This window comes from Thioclava dalianensis, assembly GCF_000715505.1.
In the GTDB taxonomy this organism is placed as follows: Bacteria; Pseudomonadota; Alphaproteobacteria; order Rhodobacterales; family Rhodobacteraceae; genus Thioclava; species Thioclava dalianensis.
Genome location: NZ_JHEH01000037.1, coordinates 1 through 18,229 on the forward strand (window position 1 = coordinate 1; position 18,229 = coordinate 18,229).

Genomic DNA, 18,229 nt, shown 5'->3' on the forward strand with positions numbered 1-18,229 from the left:
GGGGGCAGAGGGAATTAACCTGACAATACCGGCTGCTGAGTCCCTGGCGCAGGGCGTTGCTGCTTTGCTCGGCATATTGCAAGAACACCCGCCCCTCGGGCGTCAGCTGCACGCCTGCCCGGTCGCGAGTCATCAGCGTCACCCCCAGAATATCCTCCAGTTCCTTGAGCGTCTTGGAAATCGCGGGCTGGCTGAGATTGATCTGCTGGGCGGCTTTCTTGAGCCGCTTGGCCCGCGCAGTCGCGATAAACGCGTCGAGATGGCGAAACTTGATCCGGCGGTCCATTTACTTGCCCATTTTGGAAACCAATGAGGCATTTATATCATTTTACTTTCCCTATGCGAGCGGCAACTATTTCCGCAACGGAGGACGTCATGAAAACGCAAATTGTCATCATCGGCGGTGGCCCGTCGGGATTGCTGCTATCGCAATTGCTGCATACGCGCGGCATCGAGAGCATCGTGCTGGAGCGCAAAACCAAGGATTACGTTCTGGGGCGGATCCGCGCGGGCGTGCTGGAACATGGCCTGCACGAGATGATGCGCGAGGCGGGTGTCTCGGATCGCATCGACGCCGAGGGCCTGCCCCATGACGGTACGATGATCAGCTACGGCGATGAGCGTTTCCGCATCGATTTCGAGGCGCTGACCGGCCATAAGGTGATGGTTTACGGCCAGACCGAGGTGACCCGCGATCTTTATGCGGCGCGCGAGAAGGCGGGCGGCGCGATTGAGTTCAATGTCGAGGACGTGCAGATCCATGATGCCGACAGCGACGCGCCCTATGTCACCTACCGGGTCGGCGATGAACGCCGCCGCATCGATTGCGACTATATCGCCGGCTGCGACGGTTTCCACGGTGTCAGCCGTCAGGCGATCCCGCTCAGCAAGCGGCGCGAATTCGAGAAGGTCTACCCCTTTGGCTGGCTGGGCATCCTCAGCGAGACGCCGCCCGTCCATCACGAGCTGATCTACGCCAATTCGCCGCGCGGCTTTGCGCTGTGCTCGATGCGCAACGCCAATCTCAGCCGCTATTACATCCAGTGCTCGCTTTCGGACAAACCCGAGGACTGGACGGATGACGCCTTCTGGATGGAACTCAAGCGCCGGATCCCTTCGGATTTCGTCAAGGAACTGGTCACCGGCCCCTCAATCGAGAAATCCATCGCGCCGCTGCGCTCTTTCGTCACCGAGCCGATGCAATACGGTCGCCTGTTCCTGTGCGGGGACGCGGCGCATATCGTGCCTCCGACCGGGGCCAAAGGGCTCAACACCGCCGCCTCGGATGTCTATTACCTCTACCATGCGCTCCGCGAGTTTTACGGCACAGGCTCAAAGGCCGGGATCGAGAGCTATTCGACCAAGGCGCTGGCCCGGGTCTGGAAAGCGGAGCGCTTTAGCTGGTGGTTCTCTTCCCTTCTGCACCGCTACCCCGATCAGTCGGAGTTCGACATCAAGATGCAGGTGGCAGAGCTGGCCTTCCTGCGCTCGAACGAAGCCGCGCAAAAGGCAATGGCGGAAAACTATGTGGGCCTGCCCTACTAAGCGCCCGCGCGCCTTGATCCCGCCCAAAGCCGCGCCTATCATCGCGCGCAATCGCGCAAGGCCTTGCGGAACAACCCTTTTTGGAGATGGAACCCCTCAATGACACAGCCCTGCATTATCTGTGTGGCCATCACGGGCTCACTGCCCACCAAAGAGAACAACCCCGCCGTGCCGATCACGATCACTGAGCAGATCGAGAGCACGCAGGAAGCCTTTGAGGCCGGTGCCAGCATCGCTCATTGCCATGTGCGCGACGATGCGGGCAAGCCGACCTCGGACCCCGAGCGGTTTGCAGCGCTCAAGGCGGGGATCGAAAAGCACTGCCCCGGAATGATCGTGCAGCTCTCGACCGGTGGGCGCTCTGGCGCGGGCAAAGATCGCGGCGGCATGCTGCCGCTTGCGCCCGATATGGCCTCGCTCTCTGTGGGCTCGAACAATTTCCCGACGCGCGTTTACGAAAACAGCCCCGATCTTGTGGACTGGCTGGCCTCGGAGATGCAGCGATACAATGTGAAGCCCGAGATCGAAGCCTTCGATCTGAGCCATATTGTTCAAGCCACGCGGATGGCTCAGGACAAGCGGCTGACCGGCCCGCTTTACGTGCAATTCGTGATGGGCGTGAAAAATGCCATGCCTGCCGATGAGCCGATCCTCGATTTCTACATCGAAACGCTCAAGCGCCTCGCACCGGATGCGCAATGGTGCGCGGCAGGGATTGGCGCGGCGCAGCTTCAGCTCAACGAATGGGCCATCGCCAAGGGCGGCCACACGCGCACCGGGCTGGAGGATAATGTGCGCCTCGACCGGGACACGCTCGCGCCCTCCAACGCGGCCCTCGTGCGACGGGCCGTCCAGCTTTGCGAGACATACGAGCGCCCGGTTGCAAGCTGGCAGCAGGCGCGCGAGATCCTCGGACTGGCGTCGGTTTCGGCCTGACGCGGCGGCGAGGAGCGCCCCTGCCCCGGCGCGCTCCCTTCGCTGAGCGCATGGCGGGGTTCTGCTATTGTCGGTGGCGCTGCAACGCAGCATTGCCTAGCTTCAATCGGGACAGCAGACCCGATTAGGACGCGAGACAATGCGTATGATTTCCCTCCACGCCCCCCGCACCGGCCTGAGCTTCAAGCCGCTGGCGAGCCTGCGTACCCTGTTTGAAGGGCTCGAAGATGGCCTGCGGATGGCGCGCCGCTTCAACCAGCTTCACGCCGACGGCGTAACAGGCGACGCGTTGCACGCCGCCCTGCAAGAAGAGTTCGCGCTCACTCAGCGCTGAGCGGCAGGATAGCCCCGCCAAAACGCCCGCCCGCGACAGATACCCCGATCAGCGGCGCGCGCGCATCAGCTCGGCAAGGCTCTGTTCGCGCTTGATCGCCCGCGTCACGACGGAGCTGCGCGTGCGCGTCACGCCCGGAAAGCGCGCCACATCATAGCGGATCAGATCGTCCATTTCGGTCATGTCGCGCGCCAGAACATGCAACAGATAGTCATATTCCCCGGTCGTCGCGTGACACCGCAAGATCGCCGGGTGACGCAGCACCGCGCGCTCGAACGCCTCCGCCGCATCGAAGCTCAGCGTGACCTCGATCATCGCCTCCAGCTCGAAGCCCAACACCTTGGGATCGAGCCGCGTCCGGTAGCCCTGAATAGCGCCGCTGCTTTCCAGCGCCTTCACCCGTTTCCAGACCGGCGTCTTCGTCATCTGCATCTGCTCGGCCAACTCGGCGAAGGACAGCCGGGCATTCTCCTCCAACCGCCGCAGCAAATCGATATCGACTAGATCCATTCGTTCTCCGATCTTCGGCAAAATCTCGCATTTCATTTCTAGAATACCCGGAAACAGAGGGCTTAGGGAACAATGATCCGCCAAAAATGCGGGACGATCAGGGCAACCTGCGAAATAGGAGCCCGATAGATGAACCGCGCCGCGTATCACGCCATGATCGAGACCCCGAAGATGCTGGATTACGGCGTCTATCTGAATGTCGAGAAGCTGCTCGATTGCCAAAAGCCGCTGGGCGAGATGTGTAATGCCGATGAGTTGCAATTCCAGATCGTCCATCAGGTCGAAGAGCTTTGGATGAAGCTGATGGCCTATACGCTTGTCGATGTGATGGGCTATCTTGAAGCGGGCAACACGCATCGCGTGGTGACGCTGATGGGCCGGGTGCATTGGCTGATGCGCCTGATGACCGCGCAGCTCGACGTGCTCGAGACGATGTCACCGCGCGAATATCAAGAGGTCCGGCTGCAGCTTGGCAACGGGTCGGGTCAGGAAAGCCCCGGTTTTGCCACGCTGCTGCGCATGCCCGGCGATCTGTGGAGCGCCTACAAGGCCACCTATCTCGACGCCAAGGGGCTGACGGTGCAAAACGTCTATAACGACAAATACGACCATGGCGACAGCTATGTCGCCGCCGAAGCGCTGCTGGAATATGACGAGCTGTTCCAGAAATTCCGTGCCAATCACCTCTACCTCATTCACCGCTCAATCGGGATGGGGTCGAAATCGCTCAAGGGACGCCCGGTGGAACTGCTCGAAACGGGCGCGCGGCATCGTTTCTTCCCGGAGCTGTGGGATGTGCGCTGCGAGATGACCGATGCCTGGGGCGGCAGCTATGGCGTGGTCCGCGAGACCATTCACGACAAGACCCCAGCCTGAACGGCGTTTAGCAGGCCTGAGTCACGCCGGTTCCCGCAGCGCCGTGACAATCCGGTCGCCGAGCCAGCCAAGCGCCGGGTCGGCGGCAAAGCTGTCATGGGCCCAGAGTTTGATCTCGTAGGATGGCAGATCGAAGGGCAGATCGCGGGCGTGAAACCCGCCGCGTCCCGCAAGCCGGGTGAAGATCGAATGCGGAAAGATCGCGACGTAATTGGTCTGCAGCACCACCTCGGGCACGATGGTGAAATGCTCCAGCCGGGCACGGGTGACAATGCCAAGCCCCGCCTCTTCGATCAGCCCGCGCGCCATCTGATAGCCGGTCGCAGCCCGGCTGACATCGACGAAAGCGAGCCGCGCGAAAGCCTCGGTCGTCCAGTCCCCTGCCCGCGCCGGATGCCCTTCGCGCATCAGGCAGATCATTCGGTCGCGCAGCAGCAAGCGCCCGTGACAGCGCGACGCCTCCAGCTGCGGCAGATAGCCAATCGCAAGATCCGCCTGCCCCGAGCGCAGCGCGATTTCTGTCTCGGCCGGATCGAGCCGAACGGATGACAGAGTGGCGTTTGGCGCCTCCGCCTCAAGCAGGGCCAGGATACGCGGCATCGCAAAGAACTCGCCGCTATCGGTCATCGCGATCTTGAAGCCGCGCGTGCTTTGCGCGGGATCGAAAACCTGCGCGCCCTGAAGCGTCTGCTCGAGCAGCGACAGCGCGGTCTCGAAGGGCACGCGCAGGTTGGTCGCGGTCTCGGTCGGCTCCATCTGATTGCCCACGCGCTGAAACAGCGGGTCCGAGAGCTGCTCACGCAGCCTGCGCAAAGCGTGGCTGACGGCGGGTTGGGTGAGACCTAACCGCAAACCGGCATCGGTGAGGCTGCGCGTGTCCCAGATCGCCAGAAACACTTTGACGAGGTTGAGATCGAAGCGGGAGGGATGCATGGGCGTCATCCGCCGAGGATGCTCTATTTCGGCCAGAAGCGACATCTGAAAATCCGCGCGCCCATTGCACCTGTCTCAGGGATAGCCGCGCGGCGCGTCGAGCCCGCTCAGGACGCGGCCTGCATGCTCGAAATTCATCTCATTCACCGCGACATGCTGCGTCACCACCATCGCATCGCGCAGGTAGCGCTGCATCGGGTTGGACTTGGCGATCACCCCCATACCCGCAACCGTATAGCAGCGCTGGACCACCGCCGCCCCAACCTTAGCGGCCTGCGCCGCACTCAGGCGCATCAGGTTGTTTTGGTCCGGCGAGACCGGATCACCGCGCAGCAAACTGTCCCACGCACCCTCTGCCGCCTCGTAGAAGAACGCCCGCGCGCTGCGCAGATCGGCCTCGCATTCGCCTATTGCCGACAGGAAATAGCCCCGGTCGCAGAGCCGCGCATGACCGGCGGTGATCTTGGCCGCCCCCGAGACCGATTTGGCCTGCTCAATCGCCGCCCGCGCCAGCCCGAGATTGCAGGCCGCATGGACCTGCGCTTGATACGCCATCGCGGGATAGCGGTAGAGCGGCTCGTCAAACAGGCCCGGCGCACCGCGTTCGCAGATCCAGATATCGGCATAGAATTTGTTCGAGACGGCGGTGTCGTGGCTCCCGGTGCCCTGCATGCCAGACACGTCCCAGCAGTCGATGATTTCGACCTCGGAGGCAGGCGCCACCGCCATCATCACGCGCGGCGGCCCGCCGGCATCGCCGTCCGGCGCGCCCGCGATACCGACGCCGATCCAATCCGCGCCCTTGCAGCCCGACGCAAATTTCCAGCGTCCCGAAACCTTGTAGCCGCCCTCCACCCGCGTGGCCTCTTGCACCGGATGAAGCCCGCCTGCTAAGACCTGATCGGGACCGTCGGCATAGATGATCTCCTGCGCCTCCAGCGAAAGCGCCGCCGTATAGGTGTTGGCCGAACCAAACGCCGCGACCCATGCCGCGCTGCCGTCCACCGTGCCGATCTTGTCGACCATCTTGAGGAAATGATGCGGCGCCATCGCATCCCCGCCAAAGCGCTTGGGCGTTGCGGACCGAAAGATCCGGGCGGCCTTCATCAGCTCCACGATGTCGCGCGGCACATGACGGCCCTGCTCGATCTCGCCTTGGCGCGCGGCGATTTCGGCCAGCAATGTCTCAAACTCGACGGTCTCGGTGAGCTGCGAGAACTCAGCTTCGCTCAGCCGCGCGGCAGAGATGCGTTCGGGCGACGGGGGAAAAGGCTTGTTCATCTGCGGCTCCGGTTGGATCTGATCGCACCATCAGAGCCGCAGACATGTCATAACTCAAATTCATTATCATAATCTTCTGCATTCGCAGAAGTAATCTGGTGCGGCGCGGCGTTTGAAAGCGCCGCCTCAGACCTCGGTCTTTTGCCCCAAAAGCCCCGCCAAGCTTTCGGTAAGCCGGGTGATCGACTCCCGTGTCGTGATGATGCCCGGCGACAGGCGCAAGATCTGGCCGCGCACATCCGCATAAAGCGCCTGCGCCTTCAGCGTCTCGACCACAGCAGCGCCCTCCAGCGTCTCGGGCAGCTCGACCATCAGCCCCCCGCCCCGCTGCTCGGCACGCGGCGACGAGACCAGCCGCAGCGCAGATCCCATCACCCATTCGGCCAGCTGGGCCACCTTCCCCGCATTGTCGCGCGAGAGCGCCGCGACCCCGGTCTCGCGCACGAAACTCAGCCCCGGGAGCGAGCCGATCGCGGGCAGCACCGAGGGCGTCCCATTGCCAAATTTTCGGGCATCGGGCGCGAAGGCGAAGGCATCGAGATCCCAGTTGAACGGGTTGGTCTGGCTGAACCAGCCGCGCAATTCGGGCAAGCAGCGGCCCATCAGCGCCTCGGAGCTATGGATCACCGCCGCCCCGCTCACGCCGCACAGCCATTTGAGCGACGACCCGATGGTGAAATCCGCGCCAACCTGCGTGACGTCATAGGGCAGGATACCGATGCCTTGGGTCACATCGACACCGCAGATCGTCCCCATCTCATGGCCATGCGCCACAAGCCGCGCCACATCCGAGCGGTGCGAACTGGTCGAGGTCACCCAAGTCAGGATCGCCACGCGCACGTCGCGATCCCAATGCTGCACCATGCGCGCATCGCTCACCCAAGCCTCGCCGGGCGCGGGCGCAACGGTCACCAGCGTGCCGCCCATGCGCGCCACCAGCTCGGCCAGCAGGAAATGGAGCGACGGGAAGCAATCCGCCGCGATCAGAACTTTGCCGCCCCGCACGGTGCTCTCGGGCAGACCACGCAGCACCTGATAGAGCGCCGCCGTCACGCTTTCCACCTGCGCGATACTGCCGGGACGGGCGTTAAGCAGCGCGCGCCAGTCTTCGAGGAACTCCGCCTGTTTGCCCAGAGCGTAGCCCCATTGCGCGTCGTCAATGCTGCCCCAGCTGGCCGCAAACGCGCCCAAGGCTTCTGAGATGCGCTCTTGTTTTTGCGGAAACATCCCGATGGAATGATAGAGGAAATATCCACTCATGCGCGTCACCCAGCCTTCTGTCATTCCGCAAAAGATCGCGCGCCTGCATCGCCTCACGCGGGGCCTCGTGATCGGGCGAAGTGATACAAAGATACGCAATTTTTGCAATGCGTTTTGCGCTTTGGGGTGGGGTCGGCCGCTGGGTCGACGTCACCTCGCCGTGCGGCGCGGTTTGTCGTGAAAGGTGCTGCTGCAGTGCAAACGGTGGCGCTCTGTCACAACGCGCTATCCTTCAGAATTTGCGAGCGCGTGGCGCAGAAGCGGTTCGAGCCGCTCAAGCGCATAGGGGATTGAGAGCGGGGTCATGAAGGAAAGTGCCGCCGCCAGATCCGGATCGGCCCAGATTGAGCGCCCCTGCCGCGCGAGCCGCGTCGCCTTGTAAAGCGGCATATGACGGATCGCCCCGGCTGTCTGCGGGTCCACAAGCCAGAGCACCGCCGCCCTGTCGAAAAGATCGATCCGTTCGCGACTTACCGAAAACTGCCCGTTTGCCCCCGCGAGCTGGTTGAAGATAGGCGGCTGACGGAAGCCCAATTGTGCCAGGAGCGCGTTCGCCCCCGAGTGCCCGTCATAGCCCACGAAATGGTCGGACGCATAATACCCCGTGGTGACCTCGCGCCCGCGAAACTCGGGATGGGCGGCGGCGATCCGCGCGATCTGGCGCTCGATGCGCGTGATCACGGCTTCGGCGCGGTCCTCGGTTGCGGTCGCGCGGGCAATCAGGCGCAGCTCGTCTTGCCACGGGACGCTCCAGACACCCTCACCCGCCGGCCCCGTCACCACCGGTGCGATCTGCGAGAGCGCATGATAAAGCGACGGGCTGAGGTTATAGAAGCTCGCGATAATCAGATCGGGTTTCTGGGCATAGACCCATTCGATATCGACCTCATATCCATATTGCACGGCAGGGCGCCCTCCCAAAGCCGCGCGCGGACCGTCCGCCCAAACCCAGCTCGCATAGGGCTTGTTTCCAAACCATTCATGCACGCCCACTGGCGCAATTCCCAATGCGTAGAGAAAATCCTGCTCGTGATAGCCGATCGTGACGATCCGCTCTGGCGCGGCGGGGATACGGGTCACCCCTAACCGATGGGTCACATCGCGCGGAAAGCTCCCCGCATGCGCCTGAAGCGCACAGTTCGCCAGCGCGAGACAAAAGACGAGCAATCGGATCATATGCCTCTCCGTTCAGCGGGGCAGGACCAGCGGCGTACCATGATGCGGATCGGTCATGACATCCGCCTCAAGATCGAAAATCCGCAAAAGACCCTCAGGTGTGATCACGTCGGCGGGCGGCCCTTCGGCCACCAACCTGCCATCGCGCAGGGCGACGATATGATCTGCGAAGCGGGCCGCGAGCGAGATATCATGCAGACTCATGACGACAGAGCGCCCCTCGCAACGGTTGAGGCGCTGAACGAGCCGCAGCACCTCAAGCTGATGGCGAAGATCGAGCCATGTCGTGGGTTCATCAAAGAGCTGCCAGCCCGTATCCTGCGCCAGCACCATCGCGATCCAGACCCGCTGGCGCTGCCCGCCCGAGAGCGCCTCGACGGGCCGCTCGCGCAGGGCCTCGATATCGGTCGCGACCATCGCGCGGGTGATCGCTTGATGATCCGTGACCGATAACGGGCGAAACCGTCGCAGCCACGGCAGCCGCCCGCGCGCGACCAATTCGCCCACGCGCAGCCCCTCGGGCGCAAGCGGTGCTTGCGGCAACAGGCCCAACCGCCGCGCAAGATGCGCCGGAGACAGGGCCGCCAGATCCTCCCCATCAAGGCTGACCCGCCCGCGCTCGGGCCGCAACAGGCCCCCGAGCGCGCGCAAGAATGTCGACTTGCCGCAGCCATTTGGCCCGATCACTGCGGTCACCCTGCCCTTTGGCAGAACGACATCCACGCCCTTCAAGACCCGCTGCATCTCGTAGTTGACCGAGAGATTATCCGCCCTCAACCCCATACCCCGACCTCTTTTCTTGCGCCGCGCAGGACCAGCGCCAGGAGCAGCGGCGCCCCCAGAACGCCCGTAAACACACCGATTGGCATCAGCGCATAGGGGGCCACTCCGAGAACCATCAGATCGGCGATGACCATAATCACGGCCCCCGCAAAGGCCGCGCCCGCCAGATCAGGCCCTGTGCGCTGCGTCTCCAAGATTTGCGCCAGGGCACGTGCAAAGGGGGCGGCCATCAGCCCGACAAAGCCTACAGGCCCGACCACGGCCACCGCCGCTGCGACAGAGCAAGCCGCCACCAGCAGCAGCCACATGCGGGCCCGGCGCACGCCGAGCCCCAGCGAGCGCGCCAGATCATCGCCCAGTTCGAGCCGGAGAAGGCTGCGCCGCCCCGCTTCGGCACAGAGCCAGAGCGGGAGGACGATGACCCAGACAAGTGCTGTCCGGCCCCAATAGCTGCCATTGAGCGAGCCCGTCATCCAAAGGATCGCATCTCCTGCGAGCCGGTCGTCGGCCTGCGCGATCAGCAGACCGCTCAGCCCGCCCAAGGACAGCGACACACCGACACCCGTCAGGATCAGACGGTTCACACCGGCCGCCGCCCCCGCGAGGGCGATGAGCGCCGCCGTGGCCCCAAGCGCGCCTAGACCGGCCCCGAGCGTCACCGCCAGCCCTTGCGCTCCGGCCAAGATCACAAGCACTGCCCCGAGGGATGCGCCTGCCGTTACGCCCAGCATCTCGGGCGCGGCCAGCGGATTTCGGAACAGCGACTGGCACAGCGCCCCCGAAAGCCCGAGCGCCAGCCCCGCCCCCACCGCCAGCATCACGCGCGGCAGACGCAGATCGACGACCAGCACCCACATCTCCCCGGCGGGCCCCTGCCACAGGATCTCCCAGAGCGCGACCGGCGAAAACTGGAACCGCCCGAGCGAGAGGTCGATCCCCCCGAGCACCAGAAGCAAAAGCAGCAGGGCAAACTTGTCTCTCATCGCGCAAGCCTCCCGATCAAAAGCAGAAAACAAGGACCACCCGCGAGCGCGAGGATCAGCCCGGTCTGGATCTCGGCAGGCCGGATCAGCACCCGACCGAGCGTGTCGCAGCCCAAGAGGACCGCGCCCCCGAGCGGGATGGCCAACAGCACGCCTGCCATGACCGAAGGCCCTGCGACCCGGCGCACCAGATGCGGCACGATGAGCCCGATAAAACCGACAGGCCCGATCAAGGCGACCGACGCGCCCGCCAGAAGCGCCACCGCCAGAAGCGACAAGCCCATGACCGGCGCCGCCCGCACCCCCACCGCCCGCGCGGTCTCTGTGCCAAGCGCCAGCGCATCAAGGCGGCGCGAGAGCAGGAGCGCGATCCCAAGCCCCAGCACCACAGGGGGCCAAAGCCAGCGGAGCCTCTCGGGTTCGTAGCCCCCAAGCGCGCCAATTGTCCAAAAGCGAAACTGATCGCGCGTGCCCTGATCGAGCAGGACAACCGCCGATACGAGCGACAGGCAGAGCGCGGAGACGGCCACGCCTGCGAGAGTCAGCCGCAGGATCGATGCACGGTCGGAAAGCGCCCCGCCCCCGAGCGCGAAGACCACAAGCGCCGCCAGTGCCGCCCCGATCATCGCGGCAATCCCCAGTGTCACCGGTGTGCTCACCAGCCCGCTCCAAAGGCAGAGCACCACAGCCAGCGCCGCCCCGCCATTGACCCCCAAAAGTCCCGGATCGGCCAGCGGATTGCGGCTGATCTGCTGCATCACAAGCCCCGCGACCGCGAGCGCCGCCCCTGTCAAAAGCCCCGTAAGCGTGCGACCAAGGCGCAGCCCATGCACGACCAGATCCGCCGGACGTGTCGGGTCGAAGTCTGTCAGCGCGCGCCAGACCTCGGCAGGCGGAATAATCCGCGCGCCGAGGGCCAGCGACAGAATGACCACCAGACATGCCGCGCCGAGGGCAAGAAAGACAGAAGCGACAGAGCGCATAACAAGATCCGTTCGGAAAAACCCCTTAGCAGGCGGCTGGCTGGCGAGGGGTATTGCGCAATGACCGGTCAGAAGCTCCGGCTGAGCGTCAGGGTGGCGACGCGCCCTTCACCGAGCGCGCAACCATACGCGTCATAACACACGCCATAATAGTCGCGGTCGAAGAGGTTGGTCACACCGAAATCAACCGAGAACGGCTTGGCATCGTAATGCAGCGAAAGGTCGACCAGCGTATGACTGGGCGTTTTGCGAAGATTGGCCTGCGTCGAATAGGAGGACGAGACAAACCGCACGCCTGCCCCCGCCGAGAGCCCCGCGACCCAAGGCGAGAGATCCTGATCAAGCCAGACCGAGATCTGGTGATGCGGCGCCATCGCGTTCTCGTTGCCGATGAGGCTTGCGTCATCGTTCTTGGTGATCTTGGTGTCGAGATAGCTATAGCTCGCCACGCCTTGCAGGGTCTCGGTCAAACGGCCCCGTGCCTCCAGCTCGATCCCCCGCGAGCGGATCTCGCCCGCTTGCGAGAAGCTGGACCAAGTCGGATCGGAGGTATCGTAATCCTTCACATTGGTTTTGCGCAGATCGAAGATCGCGCCGCTCAGCAGGAGATCGGCGCTCGGTGCATAGCGCAGGCCCAGCTCAACCTGACGGCTTTTCGACGGGTCGAGCGCGGCGCCGGTGATGGTCTTGCCGACGTTCTGGGTGAAGCCCTCAGTATAGCTGGCATAGGGGGTCAGACCATTGGCCAATTCCTGCGTCACACCCAGCATGAAGGTCGTAGCCTGATTTTTCTGCGTGTCGGTTGTACCGGTCAGCAGATCGGTCTGGCGGGTCTCGAACCAGCTGTGGCGCAACCCGATGGTCAGCGCCGTTCCCTGATCGAATTTCATATGGTCTTGCAGATAGAGCCCGCTTTCCTCGTAACGCGCCTTCGTCACCGATGAGAGCGCAGGTTCCGTCACATCGAAATCGAAGCTCGGATCATCATAGGAGATAAGATAGCTGCTATCGTCGAGATATTGGGTCACATGATACCGGCTGAGCTGGTAATCCGCTCCAACCGTCAGGCTGTTTTCAGCGCCGAAAAGCGTGGATTTATACTCGAAATTGCTATCGAAGCCGAGCGTGCGGGCTTCCTCGACATTGTGAAACGGGTAGTAATAGACCCCTTCCTGTGCAGCATAGGACAGATCGAGCTGGCGGTAGTTCGTATTCTGATGCGCGTAGCGCAGACGGTTGTTAAAGCGCAAACCATTGCCGAAATCATGGGTGAAATCCCAGCCGATTGATTGCTGGGTGGTCTTCATCGAGTTGTAGTCGGGTTCGTGCAAAAGCCAATTCTCGGGCAGGCGACCCCAGGCAGGCTCGATATCTTGCCCATTCACCGGCCCCATGATGATGGGCGTCAGATTGTCATGCTGCACATGGCCCAGAACGGTCAGCGAGGTGGCATCCGTCGGCGCCCATGTCAGCGATCCGGCGATAAACTGACGGTCGTTCTCGGACGCCTTCACATCGGTCTCGCCGTCGCGCACAAGCCCGGTCAGCCGCCCTGCCAGCGTGCCGCTTTTGTTGAGCACATTGCCCAGATCGAACCCCAGGGTACCCGTGTTATTGCTGTTGTAGCTGGCCTCCAGCTGCGCCAACGGTCCGAAGACAGGGCGCTTGGTGACCAGATTGACCATACCTCCCGCATCATTCGAGCCATAGAGCACACCCGCAGGTCCGCGCAGCACATCGATCCGTTCGATCATATAGGGATCGGAAATAAAGCCCGAGAAGCTCAAGGCCTTTTGCGGCAGCCCGTCGCGATAGAGCGCCGATGGCCCCATATCGAAACCGCGGATCGCGAACTGGTCGTAGCGGTCATCCGTGCCCCATGTCGAGGCATCGACCCCCGCCGAATAGGCAATCGCATCCTCGATCTGACGCGGCTTGCGATCCTCCAGCTCGGTCGAGGTGACAACGGTGATGGATTGCGGCACCTCCGAAAGCGGCACACCGGATTTCACACCCGTTTCGGTCGCAGGCGCCAGATAGCCGGTGATCGCCCCCGAATAGGCGAGTTTCTCGCGCACGATGATCGGCGGCAGAACATAGATATCGCCGTTCTCGCCCTCCTGCGCAAAGGCTTGAAGAGGGCTGGCCAGCAGACAGAAAAGCACCAGGGAAGAGCGGGAAGGATGATGGAGTGGTAACGTCATACGAATGTCCAAAGGCAAGAGCGCAGATGCGCTGAAGCTGACAAGGAGGTCAGCGCTCGCCTGGGGACAGCCTAGGTTGGCGCGGACCATAGCTGCGCTCACGGGCATGTCAACCACCCGCGAACGCCATGGGCCGGACTGGCTTGGGGCTGTCCGGCCGGGGCGCGGATCATAGCCCTTCGAACGCAAGATCAAGCCGCGTCTTGAGCCGCGCATGGAAGGCGCTCTCACCGATGATGCGCAGATGGTTGGTGCCATGGATCACCTCGGCGGCGCTGGCCTGCGGCGAGAGCCTGCGCCAGTCCAGAAGGTTGAGCCCACGGCTGAGACTGTCGCCCGCGCTGAAAGACGCCACCGGCACGTCGAGCGGCTGCTGACGGTGCCTGCGGAAAACGAGCGCATTGTCGATCAGCACCCAAAACGTGTGCTCGCGGCTCGAAATCTCTGGCCCATCGCAGGGAAGTGGCTCCGTCTCGTTGCCGATAAACCGCAGGAACTGTGCAAAGCACTCCGCGTCCATCGCACCGATCAGTTGCTCCCATTGCGGTCGCATCCGCGTCCGCGCAAGCCAAGCGGCCAGATCGGCCTCAAGGCATGCGCGCTCGCCCGGCGCGAATTGCGGCGCCAAACCGGGGGTAAATTCCGACCCCAGATCACAGACATCGACCATGCCGATGAGCCGCAGATCGACCTCACCTGCAAGCTGGCGCGCCGCCTCCCAAGCCAGTAGCCCGCCCCAGGACCAGCCAAGAAACGCGACGGGCGCCCCCTTGGCCTCGGCACGGATATGCTCGGCATACTCGGTCACGACCTCCTCGACCGAGACATTGAGCCGTTTCTCCTCGTTGAGCGACTGACACAGGAACCCCGTCACCGGCTGATCGGGCCCGAGATAATCGGTCAGGCGCAGATATTCGCGCGTCGAGACCAGCAGCCCCGGGAAACAGTATAGCCGCGGCCGCGTCCCCTCGGCCCTGAGCGCAATCGCCCGTCGCCCCGTCTCATTGCCGCCAATCCGCGCGGTGATCGCGCGCACGGTGGGCGCATCGAAGAGATCAGCGATTGTCAGCGCCGTCTCGGGCCAGAGCCTGCGCATCGCAGCCAGTGCCTTCAGCGCCAGAAGCGACTTGCCCCCCATCGCAAAGAAATCATCGGTCACGCCCATATCGGGTTGGCCCAGAAGATCGCGCCAGAGCGGCAAAAGCCGCGCCTCGGCCGCGCCCTCGGGGGCGACCCTGAGCACCCGACGCCCCCGCGCTTTGGGAAGCGGCAGGGCGGATCGGTCGAGCTTGGCATTCGGGTTGGTGGGCATCCGCGCAAGCGCCATCACCGCCTCGGGCAACATATGCGCAGGCAGCTTGGCGGCCAGCGCGGATGCCAGCCGCTCTTCCACCTCTAGCCCGACATCCGGGCCTGTCACATAGGCCACGAGCCGCTTGGCACCGTTCTCCTCGCGCAGAAGCACCAGTGCCTCGGACACCTCCGGCTCGGCCAAAAGGGCGGCCTCGATCTCTCCGGGCTCGATCCGGTAGCCATTGATCTTCACCTGCAGATCGACGCGGCCCAGAAAGTCGATTGTCCCCTCTTCGCGCCAGCGCCCGAGATCTCCCGTGCGGTAGAGCCGCCCACCTTCGCGCCCGTCGAGATCCGGGCCGAAGGGATCGGGCACAAAGCGATCCGCCGTCACATCAGGCTTGCCGACATAGCCACGCGCGACCCCCGTGCCGCCCAGATAGATCTCGCCCACCACTCCCACGGGGCAGGGCATCATCTCGGCGTCCAGCACATAGGCCCGCCGGTCGCCGACAGCCCGCCCCAGAGGCGCATAGGTCCCCTCAAAGCGCGTGCCCGCAGGCACTTTCCAGACCATCGGCGTCATGATCGTCTCGGTCGGGCCATAGCCGTTGATCAGGGTTTTGGCCTTGAGCGCGCGCGACAGCAGATCGAAAGTCGATTGCGCCAGCCCCTCGCCGCCGAACGAATAGAGCCGCATGGGCGGCGTATTGCCCGTCTCCTCAGCCCATTCGGCCAGTTGCTGGAGATAGGTCGTGGGGATGGAGGCATTGTTGCAGCCGTGGCGGCGCATCGCATCGAGCGTCTGCTCGGGCGTCCAGAGCGGCCCATCGGGGATCACCACCGAGCCGCCCATCATCAGCGGCACCATCCATCGCTCATGCCCGCCATCGGAGGAAAACGGCAAGAAGGGCAGCTCGCGACTCTCCGCGCTCATCTCATAGACCCGCGCGGTGGTCTGATTGTGCTGCGACAGCGGCTGATGCTCGACCGCGACGCCTTTGGGCTTTCCCGTGGAGCCCGAAGTATACATGATATAAGCGAGTTGATCGGGATGAATGGTCACGTCGGGCGCATCCATGCGCGGCGGATCGGTCGCCTCCTCAAGACAAAGCACCGATGCCCCGAGCCCCTCGGGCAGGCGCGCGCAATAGGCGCGTCGCGTCAGCACAACGCGCACGCCCGCATCACGCAGAATATGATGGTTGCGGCTTGCAGGATGGTCGGGCTCGAGCGGGATATAAGCCCCGCCCGCCTTCATCACGGCCAGAATCGCAACGATCGCCTCGGCCCCGCGTTCGATGGCGATGGCCACCGGCACCTCTGGCCCCACTCCAAGCGCCACGAGCCGGTGGGCCAACGCATTGGCCTGACCCTCCAGCTCGGCATGGGTCAGCCGCGTCGCGCCGCAGATGATCGCGATCTTGTCCGGGGTGAGCCGGGCCTGTGAGGCGATGATCTCATGGGTTGCGCGCGGATCAATCGGACCCTCGTCGGGATAGGGGGCCGAAAGCGCCTGCAACTCCTCCGGCGAAAGCAGCGGAATGCGCGCAAGGGGCGCCTCGGGGGATGCAAGCCCGGTTTCGAGCACCCGCCCGATATGGCACAGCAAAGCGGCGATCTGGGCCGGGCTGTGGCGCTGCGCATCGGCATTGGCCGCAAGCACCAGCCCCGCCGCGCCCGTCTCGGCCACGATCACCACCTCTTCGGCCAAGGGGGGCCAAGGGCGGGCCGCGCGGGTGACGCCCTCTGGCAGGGGGCGCGCCTTGCGGACATGAAGGGAGACCGCCCCGAGCGGACGCGGCTCCGCACCTTCGCGCGCAAGCACCTCCTGCTCAAGCAGTTCAGCCGGCAATGAATGGGCCCGCGCCTCAGTGATCCGCACAGCGCAATCGTCGCGGGCGCGCCCGAATCCTGCCTGCGGATCGGGCACGAGGCACAGCGGCAAGATCAGGCCCTGACGTTCGGTAGCTCCTCCCGCGTCCTGCCCGAGAGCAAAGCGCAATTCCGGCGCGCCTCCATATCCGCCAGAGCGCCCAAGCACGACGGCAAGTGCGCTGGCCAGCGCTGCCTCCCGCGCACCGTCATCGAGCTGTGCGAAGGACGGGAGACTCAGACGCTCCCGCGCTTCGAGACGTGTGACCGATCCCGGCGCGTGCGGCACGGCGGGCAGACGCGCCACCGGATAGCTTTCCATCAACGCCTTCCATGTCGAGAGACGGCGGCGGCGCTCGCCCAGATCCAGCTTACCCCGGTCAAGCGGAGCCATCCCATGCGAACCATCGGACAGGCCCGCGTTCAGCGCCTCCCAGAGCGCGGCCTCGACCGATCCGAAAACCGCATCATCGGCGCATAACGGATGGGCGCAGATCGCGAGGATCCGCCCGCCATCCGCCCTGTCCCACAAAAGGACACGCACGGGCGCGCGGTCCAGATCGGGGAAGATTGCCGCGATCTGCGCCACGACCTGCGACATCTCCGCCGACCCGCGCTCTTCCGGCAAGGTCTGGCCATCGCGATGGCGCAGCACCTCGCCGCCGCCCTGTATCTCGAGACGTGTCAGAAAGAGCGGATGGCTTTGCAAGACCTGCATCAGCGCCTCGGCAAGCCCCGCCCGCCACTGCGGATCGAAGCTCAGCACCAGCGTTTCGGGTGCGAAGGGTGCGAGCTCGCCCACCTGCGCATGGGCAAAAATCCGGCGCTCGACGGGTGTGAGTGCCCGTGCGGAAGAGGCCATTTCGAAGGTCAGATCCTTGCTCATGGCTGCACCTCTTGCAGCGAAAGGGGGCGCATATCGCTCCAACGCAGCCGCAGATCCTCAAGCGCCGCCTCATGGGGCATTGCCGCGCTCACGCTCTGCCAGCCGCGCGGCACCGGATGGTGATGGCGGGCAAGGGCAAAGCGCCCTTCGTGATTGCGCAAGATATGCCAGAGCGGCTGTCCGAATGAGCGTGGAGAGAGCGGGGACATCATGGTCTTTCCCTTCGATCCTGAGGGGTTGCAAGCTTGCGCCTCCGCAGGGCGGGCACTGGCGGTCGTCTTCCAGACGCAGGCGGCGAACCGAAATTCACCCGCGTGCAGAAATAAATCTGTGCCGGAAATAATTTCGCCAGAGGGGTGAATTCTGGCGCG

At 64.0% G+C, this 18,229-nt stretch carries 16 protein-coding genes; 4 read left to right on the plus strand and 12 right to left on the minus strand.

The genetic code is table 11. The annotated features are described in order from the left end of the window. Positions 1-286, minus strand: a 286-nt coding sequence (locus tag DL1_RS17790; RefSeq protein WP_038068844.1) for a LysR family transcriptional regulator, incomplete at its 3' end; no start/stop codon positions are given. 89 nt (positions 287-375) lie between these two features. Here DL1_RS17790 and pobA point away from each other — a divergent pair. The 3 genes from pobA (at position 376) to DL1_RS17805 (ending at position 2,815) form a co-directional block, all read left to right on the plus strand. Continuing rightward, positions 376-1,545 carry a 4-hydroxybenzoate 3-monooxygenase gene (pobA, locus tag DL1_RS17795; RefSeq protein ID WP_038068845.1) on the plus strand — a complete coding sequence of 390 codons (1,170 nt, stop codon included), beginning with the start codon at positions 376-378 and terminating at the stop codon, positions 1,543-1,545. A 99-nt stretch (positions 1,546-1,644) separates the two neighbouring features. Then, positions 1,645-2,481 carry a 3-oxoadipate:acetyl-CoA acetyltransferase gene (locus DL1_RS17800; RefSeq protein WP_038068846.1) on the plus strand — a complete coding sequence of 279 codons (837 nt, stop codon included), beginning with the start codon at positions 1,645-1,647 and terminating at the stop codon, positions 2,479-2,481. Between the two features lie 139 nt (positions 2,482-2,620). Beyond that, a complete protein-coding gene (locus DL1_RS17805; protein WP_143081764.1) occupies positions 2,621-2,815 on the plus strand; it encodes a hypothetical protein in 195 nt (64 codons plus the stop codon). A 48-nt stretch (positions 2,816-2,863) separates the two neighbouring features. On the opposite strand, the gene DL1_RS17810 is transcribed toward DL1_RS17805, so the two are convergent. Continuing rightward, positions 2,864-3,325: an Lrp/AsnC family transcriptional regulator gene (locus DL1_RS17810; RefSeq protein ID WP_038068848.1), complete on the minus strand. Its 462-nt coding sequence runs from the start codon at positions 3,323-3,325 to the stop codon at positions 2,864-2,866. A 129-nt stretch (positions 3,326-3,454) separates the two neighbouring features. Between DL1_RS17810 and DL1_RS17815 the strand changes: the two genes are divergently transcribed. Then, positions 3,455-4,201 (plus strand): tryptophan 2,3-dioxygenase family protein, encoded by a 747-nt coding sequence (locus DL1_RS17815; protein ID WP_038068849.1) that lies wholly within the window; start codon positions 3,455-3,457, stop codon positions 4,199-4,201. A gap of 21 nt (positions 4,202-4,222) precedes the next feature. Here DL1_RS17815 and DL1_RS17820 read toward each other — a convergent pair whose 3' ends face one another. The 10 genes from DL1_RS17820 to DL1_RS17865 all read right to left on the minus strand — a co-directional run bounded on the left by DL1_RS17820 (position 4,223) and on the right by DL1_RS17865 (position 18,070). Beyond that, a complete protein-coding gene (locus DL1_RS17820) occupies positions 4,223-5,134 on the minus strand; it encodes a LysR family transcriptional regulator (RefSeq protein WP_051693660.1) in 912 nt (303 codons plus the stop codon). Positions 5,135-5,209: 75 nt separating this feature from the next. Next, positions 5,210-6,415 carry an acyl-CoA dehydrogenase family protein gene (locus tag DL1_RS17825; protein ID WP_081856396.1) on the minus strand — a complete coding sequence of 402 codons (1,206 nt, stop codon included), beginning with the start codon at positions 6,413-6,415 and terminating at the stop codon, positions 5,210-5,212. Positions 6,416-6,541: 126 nt separating this feature from the next. Then, a complete protein-coding gene (locus DL1_RS17830) occupies positions 6,542-7,675 on the minus strand; it encodes an aminotransferase class V-fold PLP-dependent enzyme (RefSeq protein WP_038068884.1) in 1,134 nt (377 codons plus the stop codon). 225 nt (positions 7,676-7,900) lie between these two features. Further along, positions 7,901-8,851, minus strand: coding sequence for an ABC transporter substrate-binding protein (locus DL1_RS17835; protein WP_038068850.1), 951 nt, complete (start codon positions 8,849-8,851; stop codon positions 7,901-7,903). A 12-nt stretch (positions 8,852-8,863) separates the two neighbouring features. Further along, on the minus strand, positions 8,864-9,634 hold the full coding sequence (locus tag DL1_RS17840) for an ABC transporter ATP-binding protein (RefSeq protein ID WP_038068852.1): 771 nt from the start codon (positions 9,632-9,634) through the stop codon (positions 8,864-8,866). Beyond that, entirely contained in the window at positions 9,625-10,617 is a 993-nt protein-coding gene (locus tag DL1_RS17845) for an iron ABC transporter permease (RefSeq protein WP_038068854.1), read from the minus strand. Before DL1_RS17845 ends, DL1_RS17840 begins: the two co-directional genes overlap by 10 nt. Beyond that, complete coding sequence (locus DL1_RS17850; RefSeq protein WP_051693661.1) at positions 10,614-11,600, minus strand: FecCD family ABC transporter permease; 987 nt, start codon at positions 11,598-11,600, stop codon at positions 10,614-10,616. Before DL1_RS17850 ends, DL1_RS17845 begins: the two co-directional genes overlap by 4 nt. Positions 11,601-11,668: 68 nt before the next feature. Beyond that, positions 11,669-13,804 carry a TonB-dependent siderophore receptor gene (locus DL1_RS17855; RefSeq protein ID WP_162178771.1) on the minus strand — a complete coding sequence of 712 codons (2,136 nt, stop codon included), beginning with the start codon at positions 13,802-13,804 and terminating at the stop codon, positions 11,669-11,671. A 169-nt stretch (positions 13,805-13,973) separates the two neighbouring features. Further along, on the minus strand, positions 13,974-17,858 hold the full coding sequence (locus tag DL1_RS17860) for an amino acid adenylation domain-containing protein (RefSeq protein WP_051693662.1): 3,885 nt from the start codon (positions 17,856-17,858) through the stop codon (positions 13,974-13,976). Then, positions 17,855-18,070, minus strand: coding sequence for an MbtH family NRPS accessory protein (locus tag DL1_RS17865; RefSeq protein WP_038068858.1), 216 nt, complete (start codon positions 18,068-18,070; stop codon positions 17,855-17,857). Before DL1_RS17865 ends, DL1_RS17860 begins: the two co-directional genes overlap by 4 nt. Positions 18,071-18,229: the final 159 nt, after the last annotated feature.